This window comes from Pseudomonas sp. LTR0, assembly GCF_036630035.1.
Classification (GTDB): Bacteria; Pseudomonadota; Gammaproteobacteria; order Pseudomonadales; family Pseudomonadaceae; genus Aquipseudomonas; species Aquipseudomonas putida_Y.
In genome coordinates this window covers 4364545-4379610 of the sequence record NZ_CP123734.1, presented here as the reverse complement: position 1 = coordinate 4379610, position 15066 = coordinate 4364545, and the positions used below count along the sequence as shown (strand labels likewise).

The window sequence follows — 15066 nt, the reverse complement described above, 5'->3', positions numbered from 1 at the left end:
CAACGCCCGGTGTCGCTTCGCGCGCCTGGCTGTATACTGGCGGCCCATTCGAGGAGGGCCCCATGGTCGAACAAACTGAACTCAACCGGCTTTTCTGGCACAGCCGCCGCGGCATGCTGGAACTGGACGTACTGCTGGTGCCTTTCACCCAGGAAGTCTACCCCACCCTCAATGAGACCGACCGTGAACTGTACGTGCGTCTCTTGAGCTGCGAGGATCAGGACATGTTCGGCTGGTTCATGGAGCGCACCGAGTCCGAAGACCCGGAACTGCAGCGCATGGTCCGCATCATTCTGGACCGTGTCCAGCCCAAGTGAGTGCTTCGAGTGCCGCTGGCAAGGCTCGCGCCTGCTGCTGGCGGCCTACCTGGCTTGTCAGGTACTGGCGTGGCTTGCCGTGTGGGCGAGCCCGCTGCCCGGGTGGTTGGCCTTTTCGGTTGTCACCGCCTGCACGGCCCACGCTGGCTGGGCCATTCCCCGACGTATCCTGCTGACCCATGACCAGGCTGTTGTCGGCCTGCGCCATGATGTGCGGGGCTGGCAGGTGTTCAGCCGTGCCTGCGGGTGGCAGTCAGTGCGCTTGTGCCGGGATAGCCTGGCTTTGCCTGGGCTGGTGGTGTTGCGCTTTGAGCGGGTGGGGCGGTGGTTGGGGCAGAGCCAGTGCGTACCGGGGGATGCGCTGGGGCCGGATGAGCATCGGCGATTGCGGGTGCGGTTGAAGTTCAGCCGGCGGCGCTGGGCCGCGGTGGGCCGGGCATAGATCAAGGCCGGGTTGGATTCTTCGCGGGCTCGCCCGCTTCCACAGGTACTGCGCAAAACTGCAAGGCAGTTAAACCTTTGTGGGAGCGGGCGAGCCCGCGAAGGCCGCGACGCCGTTTCAGAGCGGGCTAAGGATGGTGTCCTTGGCCTCGTCCAGCATCCCCGGATAATCCAGTGTGTAATGCAACCCACGGCTTTCCTTGCGCTGCATGGCGGACAGGATCATCAGTTCGGCCACCTGCGCCAGGTTGCGCAACTCGATCAGGTCACGGCTGACCTTGTAGTTGCTGTAGAACTCGTCGATTTCATCCAGCAGCAGACGGATGCGGTGCTGGGCCCGCTGCAGGCGCTTGCTGGTGCGTACGATGCCGACGTAGTCCCACATGAAGCGCCGCAGTTCGTCCCAGTTGTGCGCAATGATCACGTCCTCGTCCGAGTCGGTCACCTGGCTGGCGTCCCAGCCGGGCAGGGCCTTGGGCATGGCCACTTGCTCCAGGTGCGCCTGGATGTCGGCAGCGGCGGCGCGACCATATACAAAACATTCCAGCAGCGAGTTGCTGGCCATGCGGTTGGCGCCGTGCAGGCCGGTGAAACTGGTTTCGCCGATGGCATACAAGCCAGGCACGTCGGTGTGGCCGCAATCGTCGACCATCACTCCGCCGCAGGTGTAATGCGCCGCTGGCACCACCGGGATCGGCTGACGGGTGATATCGATGCCAAAGGCCAGGCAGCGCTCGTACACGGTGGGGAAGTGGCTCTTGATGAAGTCCGCAGGCTTGTGAGTGATGTCCAGATATACGCAGTCCACGCCCAGGCGCTTCATCTCGTGGTCGATGGCGCGGGCCACGATGTCCCGTGGGGCCAGCTCTTCGCGTGGGTCGAAGCGCGGCATGAAGCGTTCGCCGTTGGGCAGGCGCAGCAGGGCGCCCTCGCCGCGCAGGGCTTCGGTGATCAGGAAACTCTTGGCCTGCGGGTGATACAGGCAGGTGGGGTGGAACTGGTTGAATTCCAGGTTCGCCACCCGGCAGCCGGCCCGCCAGGCCATGGCGATACCGTCGCCGCAGGCGCCATCGGGGTTGCTGGTATAGAGGTAGACCTTGGCCGCACCGCCCGTGGCCAGCACGGTGAAGCGCGCGCCGAAAGTGTCTACCTCGCCGGTATTGCGGTCGAGCACGTAGGCGCCCAGGCAGCGTTGGCCGGGTAGCCCCAGGCGGCGCTCAGTGATCAGGTCGACCGCCACCCGCTGCTCCAGCAGCTGGATGTTCGGGCGCTGGCGAGCCTGTTCCAGCAGCGTGGTGAAAATTGCTGCGCCGGTAGCGTCGGCGGCGTGGATGATGCGCCGGTGACTGTGGCCACCTTCACGGGTGAGGTGGAACTCGAAGCCGCCATCGTCGACGCTATAGTGCTCATCGCGGGTGAAGGGTACGCCTTGCTCGATCAGCCACTGGATCGCTTCGCGGCTGTGCTCGACGGTAAAGCGCACTGCATCTTCATGGCACAGCCCGCCGCCGGCATTGAGGGTGTCCTCGACATGCGACTGCACAGTATCGGTATTGTCCAGTACGGCAGCGACGCCGCCCTGGGCCCAGAAGGTCGAGCCGTTCGCCAGGTCGCCCTTGCTCAACACGGCTACGCGAAGGTGGCTGGGGAGGTTAAGTGCCAGGCTGAGACCGGCGGCACCGCTGCCGATCACCAGGACATCATGTTGGAATTGTTGGCTCATGTCGGGACACTAGTAATCTTTGGGAGGGGCACGGCACAATGGTCACGCGCGGATGGCATTGTGAAACTATCGTTAAACGTGTCGGGATGCCTTTATAGCAGCCCCGGGTGGCCAATTTCCATGCTACTTGCCAGGTTGCGACAACCTTTGTGGGAACTTTCCGACATGGCCGGAAATCCTATGAAGGCTGCCCGTACGCCACAATTTGCCGCGGCGACGCAGGGCGGCAGGCCTTTCCGGGCTTTACCCCTGCGTATTTGAAACCTGATTATCGACGTTGCCGGCTGTGACCGCGCCGCGTCTTCCGTGCAAGCCGACAAAGGGCTGCAGGAAACTTGCTTGGAGGGGAGAACTTTTGCGCAAAGCCCGAGTCTATGGTTGCAAGCCTGAACGATGGCTGATGCAACGCTCCTTCGAGTTCACTGAGGAGTGTTCATGCTAACCCAGGAAGAGGATCAGCAGCTTGTCGAGCGCGTGCAGCGCGGCGACAGGCGAGCTTTCGATCTGTTGGTGCTGAAGTATCAGCACAAGATTCTCGGGTTGATCGTGCGGTTTGTTCACGATACCCACGAGGCCCAGGATGTAGCACAGGAAGCCTTCATCAAGGCCTACCGTGCGCTTGGCAACTTCCGCGGCGACAGTGCGTTTTATACGTGGCTGTACCGCATCGCCATCAACACGGCGAAGAACTACCTGGTGTCCCGTGGAAGACGGCCGCCAGACAGTGATGTGAGCTCCGAGGACGCGGAGTTTTACGACGGCGATCATGGCCTCAAGGATCTCGAGTCCCCAGAGCGCTCGTTGTTGCGGGATGAAATCGAAGGCACTGTCCATCGCACCATCCAGCAACTGCCCGAAGACCTGCGTACGGCATTGACGCTGCGCGAGTTCGACGGTCTGAGTTACGAAGACATTGCCAGTGTCATGCAATGTCCGGTGGGTACCGTGCGCTCTCGAATCTTCCGCGCTCGGGAGGCCATAGATAAAGCCCTGCAGCCGTTGTTGCAGGAAACCTGAGACAGCGGCGACAGCGCCAAGAGAGGAACCGCCATGAGTCGTGAAGCTTTGCAGGAATCGCTGTCCGCGGTGATGGATAACGAAGCGGATGAACTGGAATTACGTCGGGTGTTGAACGCCGTCGACGAAGCCGAAACCCGTGCCACCTGGTCGCGTTACCAGGTTGCCCGTGCAGCCATGCACAAGGAGCTGCTGCTGCCTAACCTGGATATCGCCTCGGCGGTTTCTGCTGCGCTGGCTGACGAAGCCGTGCCAGCCAAGGTCAAGAAAGGCCCTTGGCGCAGCATTGGCCGTCTGGCGGTAGCTGCCTCGGTTACCGTGGCGGTGCTGGCGGGTGTGCGTATGTACAACCAGGACGAGATCACTGGGGCCGAGCTTGCTGCCCAGCAGCCTGTCCAGCAAGGCCTGAGTGTGCCACAAACGCAAGGCCCGGCCGTTTTGGCAGGCTATAGTGAGAGCAGTGAGCAACCAACCGGGCCAATGGCCAATGGTGTGCTGCAGAACCAGGCTGGCTGGGATCAGCGTCTGCCAGGCTACCTGCGCCAGCATGCTCAGGAATCTGCGCTCAAGGGCACTGAAACCGCATTGCCGTATGCCCGCGCCGCCAGCCTGGAAAACCGTTAAGTAAGGAGGATCATGCGCGCGCTACCTCTCCTGTCGCTGCTGATAGGCAGCTGCATGACGGTGCCAGCATTGGCGGCCAACTCTTCGCCCGAGGCGAGTGAGTGGTTGAACAGGCTGGCACAGGCCGAGCAAAAACAGAGCTATCAAGGGTCGTTCGTCTACGAACGCAATGGCAGTTTCTCCTCCCACGACATCTGGCACAGGGTCGAGGGCGGCAAAGTCAGCGAGCGGCTGTTGCAGCTTGATGGCGCCGCCCAGGAAATCGTGCGCGTGGATGGCAAGGTGGAGTGCGTCAGCGGGGCCTTGGCCAGCGGAGTCGTGGCGCCGTCGGATACCGCACCGCGTGTGCTTGATCCGCTGAAACTGATGGGCTGGTACGATTTGAGTGTGGCAGGCAAGTCGCGGGTCGCCGGGCGTGATGCCGTGATCATTACGCTCACTCCACGCGACCAGCACCGTTATGCTTTCGAATTGCATCTGGACCGCCACTCGGGCTTGCCGCTGCGTTCGTTGATGCTCAACGACAAGGGGCAGTTGCTGGAACGCTTCCAGATGACCCGTCTCGATACCGATGACATCCCCAGCGACGCAGACCTGCGCCCAGGTGCTGCCTGCAAGCCTGTGCAGCATGTGGCGGCCGGTAGCAATGATACCGCTGCGGGTTGGCGTTCGGACTGGCTGCCACCCGGTTTCGAGCTGGTCAACAGCTCGGTGCGCCGCGATCCCAAGCGCAACAGTTCGGTCAGCAGCCTGATGTATGACGACGGCCTGGCGCGTTTTTCGGTATTCATCGAGCAAGTGAGCGATGATGGCAGCACCGACATGCGCACCCAGTTAGGCCCGACCTCGGCAGTCTCGCGTCGCCTGAATACACCCAAGGGCAAAGTGATGGTGACCGTGGTTGGCGAAATTCCGCTGGGTACGGCAGAACGCGTCGCCCTGTCGATGCGCCCCCAGGATGCCCAGGCGCGCCAGTAATGGCGCGCTTTTGCATGCCGAGCCAAGTCGGATGGGCATACGCCTGAAATGAAATTAAAGCATTGTCATTTGCAATCCATCGGCAAATTTTCTATAGGTCAGGCTTTGAAGAGCCTGGCCTTTTCTGCTTTGTGCAGGGGTCTTTCCAAACTACCGCTCGTTGTGACGGGAGTCGTATGTCAATACCACGCTTGAAATCCTACCTAATGATGTTCGCTGCTGTGCTGATGCTCGGCCAGGTACTCACCGCCCAGGCCGAGGAAGCCCTGCCGGACTTCACCACCCTGGTCGAGCAGGCTTCGCCGGCGGTTGTCAACATCAGTACCAAACAGAAGCTGCCTGAGCGCCGAATGGCGGCAGGCCAGATGCCGGACCTGGAAGGCCTGCCGCCGATGTTCCGCGAATTCTTCGAGCGCAACATGCCCCAGCAGCCGCGCTCGCCGCGCGGCGACCGCCAGCGTGAGGCGCAGTCGTTGGGCTCGGGCTTCATCATTTCCAGTGATGGCTATGTGCTCACCAATAACCATGTGGTGGCCGATGCCGATGAGATCATCGTCCGCCTGTCGGACCGCAGCGAGCTGAAGGCCAAGCTGGTTGGCACCGACCCGCGCACCGACGTTGCGCTGCTGAAGGTCGACGGCAAGAACCTGCCGACCGTGAAGCTGGGTGATTCCGAAAAGCTCAAGGTGGGCGAGTGGGTACTGGCCATCGGTTCGCCGTTCGGCTTCGACCATTCGGTGACCAAAGGTATTGTCAGCGCCAAGGGCCGGACCCTGCCCAATGACACCTACGTGCCGTTCATCCAGACCGACGTTGCCATCAACCCGGGTAACTCCGGCGGCCCGCTGTTCAACATGAAAGGCGAAGTGGTGGGTATCAACTCGCAAATCTTCACCCGTTCTGGCGGTTTCATGGGCCTGTCGTTCGCCATCCCGATCGATGTAGCGATCGATGTCTCCAACCAGCTGAAGAAAGACGGCAAGGTCAGCCGCGGCTGGCTGGGCGTGGTGATTCAGGAGGTCAACAAGGACCTGGCCGAATCGTTCGGCCTGGACAAGCCGGCGGGTGCCCTGGTAGCCCAGGTGTTGGAAGACGGCCCGGCGGCCAAAGGCGGCCTGCAGGTGGGGGACGTGATCCTCAGCATGAACGGCCAGCCAATCGTCATGTCGGCCGATCTGCCACACCTGGTTGGTAGCCTCAAGGATGGCGAGAAGGCCAAGCTGGAAATCATCCGCAACGGCAAACGCCAGACCCTGAACATCAGCGTTGGCGCACTGCCGGACGACGATGTCGACATCGGCACCGGTGCCGACGGCAGCGCCGAGCGCAGCAGCAACCGCCTGGGTGTATCGGTCGCCGACCTGACCGCCGAGCAGAAAAAATCTCTGGAGCTCAAAGGTGGCGTGGTCATCAAGGAAGTGCAGGATGGTCCGGCAGCCATGATCGGCTTGCGCCCGGGTGATGTCATCAGCCACCTGAACAACCAGGCCATCGGTTCGGCCAAGGAATTCACCGAAATCGCCAAGGAACTGCCGAAGAACCGTTCTGTGTCGATGCGCGTGCTGCGTCAGGGGCGTGCCAGCTTCATCACCTTCAAGCTTGCTGAATAAGCGGTTTCGCAAGGCGAAAGGGCAGCTTCGGCTGCCCTTTTTCATGAATCTTCACAATTGCGGGAATGATTGCTGTGTACAGTCGGACAGAGGAATCTCCCATAACCCAGCAGCTTAAGGTACAATTCCCGGCTATTTTTCGGCGGGCGTCCGGCTCGCAGCCTTTTCGAGTGTTGACCCGTGAGTGATTTGAGTCATATCCGCAATTTCTCCATCATCGCCCACATCGACCATGGCAAGTCGACGCTGGCTGACCGTTTCATCCAGATGTGCGGCGGCCTGACGGCGCGCGAGATGGAAGCCCAGGTGCTCGATTCCATGGACCTGGAGCGTGAGCGCGGTATCACCATCAAGGCCCACAGCGTCACGCTTCACTACAAGGCGCAGGACGGCAAGATCTACCAGCTGAACTTCATCGATACCCCCGGCCACGTCGACTTCACCTACGAAGTCTCGCGCTCGCTGGCGGCCTGTGAAGGTGCACTGCTGGTTGTCGACGCCGGCCAGGGCGTGGAAGCCCAGTCCGTAGCCAACTGCTACACCGCCATCGAGCAGGGCCTGGAAGTCATGCCGGTCCTGAACAAGATGGACCTGCCACAGGCCGACCCGGACCGCGTCAAGGACGAGATCGAGAAGATCATCGGTATCGACGCCACCGACGCCGTAGCCTGCAGCGCCAAGAGCGGCATGGGCGTGGACGAGGTGCTCGAGCGCTTGGTGCACACCATCCCCGCGCCAGAAGGTGAGATCGATGCACCGCTGCAAGCGCTGATCATCGACTCCTGGTTCGACAATTACCTGGGTGTGGTCTCGCTGGTGCGCGTGCGCCAGGGCCGCGTCAAGAAAGGCGACAAGATCCTGGTCAAGTCCACCGGCAAGGTGCACCTGGTCGACAGCGTCGGTGTCTTCACCCCGAAACACACCCAGACTGCTGATCTGAAAGCCGGCGAAGTAGGCTTCATCATCGCCAGCATCAAGGACATTCACGGCGCCCCGGTTGGCGACACCCTGACCCTGTCCTCGACCCCTGAGGTCGAAGTGCTGCCCGGCTTCAAGAAGATTCAGCCGCAGGTCTACGCCGGCCTGTTCCCGGTCAGCTCCGACGACTTCGAGGATTTCCGCGACGCTCTGCAGAAGCTGACCCTGAACGACTCCTCGCTGCAGTACATGCCGGAAAGCTCCGACGCGCTGGGCTTTGGCTTCCGTTGCGGTTTCCTGGGCATGTTGCACATGGAGATCATCCAGGAGCGCCTGGAGCGCGAGTACGATCTGGACCTGATCACCACCGCTCCAAGCGTAATCTACGAGCTGGAGTTGAAAACCGGCGAAACCATCGTCGTCGACAACCCGTCCAAGCTGCCGGACGTCTCGGCGGTAGCCGACTTCCGCGAGCCGATCGTCACCGCGACCATCCTCGTTCCGCAGGAGCACCTGGGCAACGTCATCACCCTGTGCATCGAGAAGCGTGGCGTACAGCGCGACATGCAGTTCCTCGGTAGCCAGGTGCAGGTGCGTTACGACATGCCGATGAACGAAGTGGTGCTCGACTTCTTCGATCGCCTCAAATCCACCAGCCGCGGCTATGCTTCGCTGGACTATCATTTCGATCGCTACCAGTCGGCCAACCTGGTCAAACTGGACGTACTGATCAACGGCGACAAGGTTGATGCCCTGGCATTGATCGTGCACCGCGACAACGCGGCCTATAAAGGCCGTGCGTTGACCGAGAAGATGAAGGAACTGATCCCTCGGCAGATGTTTGACGTAGCGATCCAGGCAGCCATTGGCGGCCAGATCATTGCGCGGACAACCGTCAAGGCGCTCAGAAAGAACGTACTGGCCAAGTGCTACGGTGGTGACGTCAGCCGTAAGAAGAAGCTGCTGGAGAAGCAGAAGGCCGGTAAGAAACGCATGAAACAGGTGGGCAACGTGGAAATTCCACAAGAAGCCTTCCTCGCCGTGCTCAGGTTGGATAGCTAGGTCCTATGTCGCTAAATTTCCCGCTGTTGCTAGTCATCGCCGTCTTCATCTGCGGTCTGCTTGGCTTGATCGACCTGCTGTTCCTGGCCCCGCGCCGGCGTGCGGCAATCGCCAACTATCAGGGCAGCGTCAGCCAGCCCGAGATGGCGGTGGTCGAACGGCTGAACAAGGAGCCGTTGCTGGTCGAGTATGGCAAGTCGTTCTTCCCGGTACTGTTCATCGTGCTGGTGCTGCGTTCGTTCCTGGTCGAGCCGTTCCAGATCCCCTCGGGATCGATGAAGCCGACCCTGGAAGTGGGCGACTTCATCCTGGTGAACAAGTTCTCGTACGGCATTCGTCTGCCGGTGATCGACAAGAAGGTCATCGCGGTCGGTGACCCGCAACGCGGGGATGTGATGGTGTTCCGCTACCCGAGCGACCCGAATGTCAACTACATCAAGCGTGTGGTTGGCCTGCCGGGCGACGTAGTTCGCTACACCAACGACAAGCGGCTGTTCGTCAACGGCCAGCCCGTTGCCGAACAACTGGTGGGCAGCGAGCCGGGTACCCTGGGCAGCGCTCAGCTGTACAAGGAAAAGCTCGGCGAGACCGAGCACCTGATCCGCAAGGAAATGAGCCGTTATCGCATGCCGCCGGACCAGCAGTGGACCGTGCCTGCGGGCCATTACTTCATGATGGGCGACAACCGCGACAACTCCAACGATAGCCGCTTCTGGGATGACCCGAACATTCCCAAGGAACTGCACGGCATGGTTCCGGACCGGAACATTGTCGGCAAGGCTTTTGCAGTGTGGATGAGCTGGCCAGAGCCCAAACTCAGCCACTTGCCCAACCTGTCGCGGGTTGGCCTGATCCATTGATACCCATCGGCGCTGTCCAGCAGACAGCGCCGAATGCTTTTCTGACATAGGCTGTGTTCTCAGGGATCGGGAGATTCGCCGCAAATCGATCGGCGGACCACAGCCAAACAGTCTTTCAGGATGTTGATTTGAACAACGCGTTGAACAACGATCGGGTGGCCGCATGAGTGCTTCCCTTGCCGGTCTGGAGCGAAAGCTCGGTTACACCTTCAAGAACCAGGACCAGATGCTCCTGGCACTGACCCATCGCAGTTACGCCGGGCGCAACAATGAGCGCCTGGAGTTCCTCGGTGACGCCATTCTCAACTTCGTTGCCGGTGAAGCGCTGTTCGAGCGTTTTCCGCAGGCTCGCGAAGGCCAGTTGTCGCGGCTGCGTGCACGGTTGGTCAAGGGTGAGACCCTGGCCCGTCTGGCCCGTGGTTTTGACCTGGGCGATTACCTGCGCCTGGGCTCCGGAGAACTCAAGAGCGGCGGCTTTCGTCGCGAGTCGATCCTGGCTGACGCCCTGGAGGCACTGATTGGTGCCATCTACCTGGACGCTGACATGGACACTGCCCGCGAGCGCATCCTGGCCTGGCTGGCCGATGAGTTTGAAGGCCTGACGCTGGTCGACACCAATAAAGATCCGAAAACCCGCCTGCAAGAGTTCCTGCAGTCGCGCAGCTGTGAGCTGCCGCGTTACGAAGTAGTGGATATCCAGGGTGAACCACACTGCCGAACCTTCTTCGTCGAATGCGAAGTGGTACTGCTGAACAACAAGAGCCGTGGTCAGGGCGTTAGCCGGCGTATTGCCGAGCAAGTCGCCGCCGCGTCTGCACTGATCGCCCTGGGCGTGGAGAATGGCAATGACTGATAGCAACCCGACCCGCTGCGGCTATGTAGCCATTGTCGGCCGACCCAACGTCGGCAAGTCGACCCTGCTCAACCACATTCTCGGTCAGAAACTCGCGATTACCTCGCGCAAGCCCCAGACCACCCGTCACAACATGCTCGGCATCAAGACCGAAGGTGATGTGCAGGCGATCTATGTCGATACCCCGGGGATGCACAAAGCCAACGACAAGGCGCTGAACCGCTACATGAACCGCAACGCCTCGGCGGCCCTCAAGGACGTCGACGTGGTTATCTTCGTGGTCGACCGTACCAAGTGGACCGATGAGGACCAACTGGTTCTGGAGCGCGTGCAGTATGTGACCGGCCCGCTGATCATCGCGGTCAACAAGACCGACCGCATGGAAGAGAAAGCCGAGCTGATCCCGCACCTGCAGTGGCTCCAAGAGCAATTGCCGAACGCCGAGGTGATGCCGATTTCCGCGCAGCAGGGGCACAACCTTGAAGCGCTGGAAGCACAGATCGCCAAGCACCTGCCCGAGAACGATCATTTCTTCCCCGAAGACCAGATCACCGACCGCAGCAGCCGCTTCCTCGCCGCTGAACTGGTACGCGAGAAGATCATGCGCCAGTTGGGTGCGGAGCTGCCGTACCAGATCACCGTCGAAATCGAGGAATTCAAGCAGCAGGGCCATGTGCTGCACATTCACGCGCTGATCCTGGTCGAGCGCGACGGCCAGAAGAAAATCATCATTGGTGACAAGGGCGAGCGCATCAAGCGCATCGGTTCCGAGGCGCGCAAGGACATGGAAGTGCTGTTCGATTCCAAGGTCATGCTCAACCTGTGGGTCAAGGTCAAAGGCGGCTGGTCCGATGACGAGCGCGCCCTGCGTTCGCTGGGCTACGGCGACCTGTAATTACCTGACCGGTCGGTTATTCCTGTGGGAGCGGGCTTGCCCGCGAATGCGATAGTGGGTTCACTGACGCTTTCGCGGGCACGCCCGCTCCCACACGTACATCAGGCCCCAGAGATAGTGCATGGACCAACCCACCCCCCAGCCAGCCTACGTACTGCATAGCCGTGCCTACAAGGAAACCAGCGCGCTGGTAGACTTCTTCACCCCGCAGGGCTGCATGCGTGCCGTGCTGCGCCGCGCGCGGGGCAAGGGCGGCAGCCTGGTGCGACCATTCGTGTCGCTGGAGGTGGAGCTGCGTGGGCGCGGCGAGCTGAAGAATGTCGGCCGCATGGACAGCACCGGCATCGCCGCCTGGCTACACGGCGATGCCCTGTTCAGCGGGTTGTACCTCAATGAACTGCTGATGCGCCTGCTGCCTGCCGAAGCGCCGTTCCCGGCGCTGTTCGAGCACTACACCTTGACCTTGCAGGCACTGAGTGCCGGGCGCCCGCTGGAGCCCCTGCTGCGCTCGTTCGAATGGCGGCTGCTGGACGAACTCGGTTATGCGTTTTCCTTGCACCATGACGTCAATGAGCAGCCCATTGCCACCGATGGCCTGTACCGCTTGCGCGTTGACGCCGGCCTGGAGCGGGTAGAGCTGGCGCAGCCCGGCCTGTTCCGTGGCACCGAACTGCTGGCTATGGCCCAAACCGATTGGGACGCCCCCGGCGCCTTGCTTGCCGCGAAGCGGCTGATGCGCCAGGCACTGGCAGTTCATCTGGGTGCAAAACCGCTGGTCAGCCGGGAACTGTTTCGCAAGCGCTGATCTGGACGTATGCTGTTGGGCTCAATCTTCAGGAGAGCCTTTCGTGACTCACAGCAACCGCATGCTTCTTGGCGTAAACATCGACCACGTGGCGACCCTGCGCCAGGCCCGTGGCACGCGCTACCCTGACCCGGTCAAGGCAGCCCTGGACGCCGAGGAAGCAGGCGCCGATGGCATCACCGTGCACCTGCGTGAAGACCGCCGGCACATCCAGGAGCGTGATGTCATGCTGCTCAAGGATGTGCTGCAAACCCGCATGAACTTCGAGATGGGCGTCACCGAAGAGATGATGGCCTTTGCCGAGAAGATTCGCCCGGCGCACATATGCCTGGTTCCCGAAACCCGTCAGGAGCTGACCACCGAAGGTGGCCTGGATGTGGCAGGGCAGGAAGCGCGGATCAAGGCTGCAGTGGAACGGCTGGCGCGTACCGGTGCCGAGGTGTCGCTTTTCATCGACGCCGACGAACGGCAGATCGAGGCCTCGTGTCGGGTTGGCGCACCGGCCATCGAGCTTCACACCGGCCGTTATGCCGATGCAGAAACCCCCACCGAAGTAGCTGAAGAGCTCAAGCGGATCGTCGATGGTGTGGCGATTGGCGTGGGGCAGGGTCTGATCGTCAATGCGGGTCACGGGCTGCACTACCACAACGTCGAGGCGGTGGCGGCGATCAAGGGTATCAATGAGCTGAACATTGGCCATGCACTGGTGGCGCACGCCCTGTTTGTCGGCTTCAAGGCTGCTGTGGCTGAAATGAAGGCGCTGATCGTGGCGGCTTCGCGCTGATTGTTGGTCGCCTGTACCGGCCTCTTCGCGGGCAAGCCCGCGAAGAGGCCGGTACAGGCGGCCGATCACTCGGCAGGAAACACCAAGGTAAACCGGGTAGGCCCCAGGGGGCAGCTGCTGACCTCGACCCGCCCGCCATGCAACTGCATGATCGACTTCACGATCGCCAACCCCAACCCGGTCCCGCCCTCCAGTCGCGAGCGCCCCGAACCTACCCGGTAAAACCGCTCGAACAAGCGCGACTGTTGCTCTGCCGCCACACCCGGCCCCTGGTTCTCCACGGATAGCCGTACTTCGCTGCCCGAGCGTTCGATGCGCAGAGCTATGGGTTTACCCTCTGGACTGTGTCGTATGGCGTTGCTCAACAGGTTCGACAGTGCCCGCTGAAACATCAGCCGGTCTCCCTGCGCTGTTCCCCAGCCCTGAACGCTTATCTCAATCTCTTTCAGCTCGGCACTGTAGGCAAACAGCTCGACAACCCGTGCTGCCTCGTCGGCCAGCGCCAAGGGTTTCAATGCGATCTGCGTATGCGGCTGGCTGACCTGGGCAAGAAACAGCATGTCGTTGATGATGCGGTTGAGCCGGGTCAGCTCTTCGATGCTGTCTTCCAGCACTTCCCGATAGTTGGCGTTGTCCCGCTCACGGGCCAGTGTCACCTGCGCCTTGCCCATCAGGTTGCCTAACGGTGTACGCAGTTCATGGGCCAGGTCGTCAGAGAACTGCGACAACTGCCTGACACCTTGGTCGAGGCGGTCGAGCATCACGTTGATACTGCCGGCCAGTTCCGCCAGTTCCTGCGGCAGGGAGGTAGCGGGCAGGCGATGCTGCAGGTCCTGGGCCGACACCTGCCCGGCAATGCGCCGGAAGTGCCGCAACGGTTTCAGGCCGCGTTGCATCAGCCACCATGCCCCTGCACCGATCAAAACCAGTAGCAGTGGCAATGCGAGTAACGTGGAGTGCAGATAGGCCTGTAGCAGGGCGTTGTCGTCGGCGCGGTTGAGCGACATCATCACCTTGACGGGGGTGTTGTCGCGCAGACGCATCAGCCGGGTAACGGTGAGAATCTGGTTACCGCCGCTGTCACGCCAGGCGTGAAAGGCCAGGCGCGCATCGGTGTGCAGTTCACCGACCCGCGATTCCAGGGCCGGGCCGAGGCTGAGCAGGTGGGGGTGACGGCCGTCGAGGGCCAGTACACTGAGGCTCAGGTTGTCATGCCCCATCACCAGGTCCAGCAGTGGATGGGCGCGGCTGCCCAGGTCCTCGCTGCGCAGGTCGACACGCAGGTTGTGCTCGACCTGAAGCATCTTGCGCGCCAAATCCTTGCGCGCGCGGCTGTCCAGTTCGTGATCCAGGGCAAACACGGCCAGGCAGGCCAGCAGCAGCACCAATGCGGCGCCCATCAATGTCACGCTCAGGCCCAGGCGTAACGACAGGCTGGCGTTTTTCAAAGGCGAGCCTCAAGTACGTAGCCCACACCACGCAGGGTATGGATCAGCTTGTTGTCGAACGGGTCGTCGATCTTCGCCCGCAGGCGCCGGATCGAGACCTCGACCACGTTGGTGTCGCAGTCGAAGTTCATGTCCCACACCAGTGAGATGATCTGCGTGCGCGACAACACTTCGCCAGTCTGGCGCATTAGCAGGTGCAGCAGGGCGAACTCCTTGGCGGTCAGGTCGATGCGTTGCCCGGCGCGGTAGGCGCGGTGGCGGCCGGGGTCCAGTTCCAGATCAGCGACGCGCAGGGTGCTGGGTTGCAGTTGCTGGTCGTTGCGGCGCAGCAGGCTGCGGATGCGGGCCAGTAACTCAGGGAACTCAAAAGGCTTGAGCAGGTAGTCATCCGCGCCCAGGTCCAGGCCTCTTACCCGATCGGCCAAGCGACCGTGGGCGGTAAGCATCATGATGCGCGTGGCCGATTCGGCACGTAGCCGCTGCAGCACGGTCCAGCCATCGATTTCGGGCAAGTTGACGTCGAGGATGACCAGGTCATAGGCCTGTTGGCGGGCCAGGTGCAGGCCGTCGGTGCCTGTGCGGGCGCAGTCGACCACGTAACCGTTTTCGCGCAGGCCTTGTTGCAGGTAGTCGGCGGTACGCAGCTCGTCCTCGATGATCAGTAGGCGCATTGGGGGCTCGGTGTGTTGAAAGGGGGCGATTCTTGACCCTGTAGTGACATCAGGGTCAAG

Annotated in this window: 15 protein-coding genes; 12 read left to right on the top strand and 3 right to left on the bottom strand. The window is 61.6% G+C overall.

The window, feature by feature from the left end:
- The first annotated feature begins 62 nt into the window (after positions 1–62).
- Together QCL51_RS20085 and QCL51_RS20080 are read left to right on the top strand one after the other, a co-directional pair.
- Entirely contained in the window at positions 63–317 is a 255-nt protein-coding gene (locus QCL51_RS20085; RefSeq protein ID WP_003252043.1) for a succinate dehydrogenase assembly factor 2, read from the top strand.
- Complete coding sequence (locus QCL51_RS20080) at positions 301–759, top strand: protein YgfX (protein WP_338444097.1); 459 nt, start codon at positions 301–303, stop codon at positions 757–759. The genes QCL51_RS20085 and QCL51_RS20080 overlap by 17 nt, the downstream gene beginning before the upstream one ends.
- A gap of 117 nt (positions 760–876) precedes the next feature.
- On the opposite strand, the gene nadB is transcribed toward QCL51_RS20080, so the two are convergent.
- On the bottom strand, positions 877–2481 hold the full coding sequence (gene nadB, locus QCL51_RS20075) for an L-aspartate oxidase (protein WP_021785742.1): 1605 nt from the start codon (positions 2479–2481) through the stop codon (positions 877–879).
- A 435-nt stretch (positions 2482–2916) separates the two neighbouring features.
- On the opposite strand from nadB, the gene rpoE reads away from it, so the two are divergent.
- The 10 genes from rpoE (at position 2917) to pdxJ (ending at position 12887) form a co-directional block, all read left to right on the top strand.
- Positions 2917–3498 carry an RNA polymerase sigma factor RpoE gene (gene rpoE / locus QCL51_RS20070; protein WP_003252049.1) on the top strand — a complete coding sequence of 194 codons (582 nt, stop codon included), beginning with the start codon at positions 2917–2919 and terminating at the stop codon, positions 3496–3498.
- 33 nt (positions 3499–3531) lie between these two features.
- Positions 3532–4122 (top strand): RseA family anti-sigma factor, encoded by a 591-nt coding sequence (locus QCL51_RS20065; protein WP_021785741.1) that lies wholly within the window; start codon positions 3532–3534, stop codon positions 4120–4122.
- Positions 4123–4134: 12 nt separating this feature from the next.
- Positions 4135–5100: a MucB/RseB C-terminal domain-containing protein gene (locus QCL51_RS20060; protein WP_084850810.1), complete on the top strand. Its 966-nt coding sequence runs from the start codon at positions 4135–4137 to the stop codon at positions 5098–5100.
- Positions 5101–5276: 176 nt separating this feature from the next.
- Positions 5277–6710, top strand: coding sequence for a DegQ family serine endoprotease (locus QCL51_RS20055; RefSeq protein ID WP_021785739.1), 1434 nt, complete (start codon positions 5277–5279; stop codon positions 6708–6710).
- Between the two features lie 180 nt (positions 6711–6890).
- Positions 6891–8690 (top strand): translation elongation factor 4, encoded by a 1800-nt coding sequence (gene lepA, locus QCL51_RS20050; protein ID WP_031322928.1) that lies wholly within the window; start codon positions 6891–6893, stop codon positions 8688–8690.
- Between the two features lie 5 nt (positions 8691–8695).
- Positions 8696–9550 (top strand): signal peptidase I, encoded by an 855-nt coding sequence (gene lepB / locus QCL51_RS20045; RefSeq protein WP_021785737.1) that lies wholly within the window; start codon positions 8696–8698, stop codon positions 9548–9550.
- Positions 9551–9713: 163 nt separating this feature from the next.
- Positions 9714–10403 (top strand): ribonuclease III, encoded by a 690-nt coding sequence (rnc, locus tag QCL51_RS20040; protein WP_003252059.1) that lies wholly within the window; start codon positions 9714–9716, stop codon positions 10401–10403.
- Positions 10396–11298: a GTPase Era gene (gene era, locus QCL51_RS20035; protein ID WP_003252061.1), complete on the top strand. Its 903-nt coding sequence runs from the start codon at positions 10396–10398 to the stop codon at positions 11296–11298. Before rnc ends, era begins: the two co-directional genes overlap by 8 nt.
- A gap of 121 nt (positions 11299–11419) precedes the next feature.
- Positions 11420–12103, top strand: coding sequence for a DNA repair protein RecO (recO, locus tag QCL51_RS20030; RefSeq protein WP_021785736.1), 684 nt, complete (start codon positions 11420–11422; stop codon positions 12101–12103).
- 43 nt (positions 12104–12146) lie between these two features.
- Complete coding sequence (gene pdxJ / locus QCL51_RS20025) at positions 12147–12887, top strand: pyridoxine 5'-phosphate synthase (protein ID WP_084850809.1); 741 nt, start codon at positions 12147–12149, stop codon at positions 12885–12887.
- Positions 12888–12952: 65 nt separating this feature from the next.
- On the opposite strand, the gene QCL51_RS20020 is transcribed toward pdxJ, so the two are convergent.
- Positions 12953–14335 (bottom strand): heavy metal sensor histidine kinase, encoded by a 1383-nt coding sequence (locus QCL51_RS20020; RefSeq protein ID WP_338444092.1) that lies wholly within the window; start codon positions 14333–14335, stop codon positions 12953–12955.
- Positions 14332–15006: a heavy metal response regulator transcription factor gene (locus QCL51_RS20015; RefSeq protein ID WP_021785733.1), complete on the bottom strand. Its 675-nt coding sequence runs from the start codon at positions 15004–15006 to the stop codon at positions 14332–14334. The genes QCL51_RS20020 and QCL51_RS20015 overlap by 4 nt, the downstream gene beginning before the upstream one ends.
- Between the last annotated feature and the right edge of the window lie 60 nt (positions 15007–15066).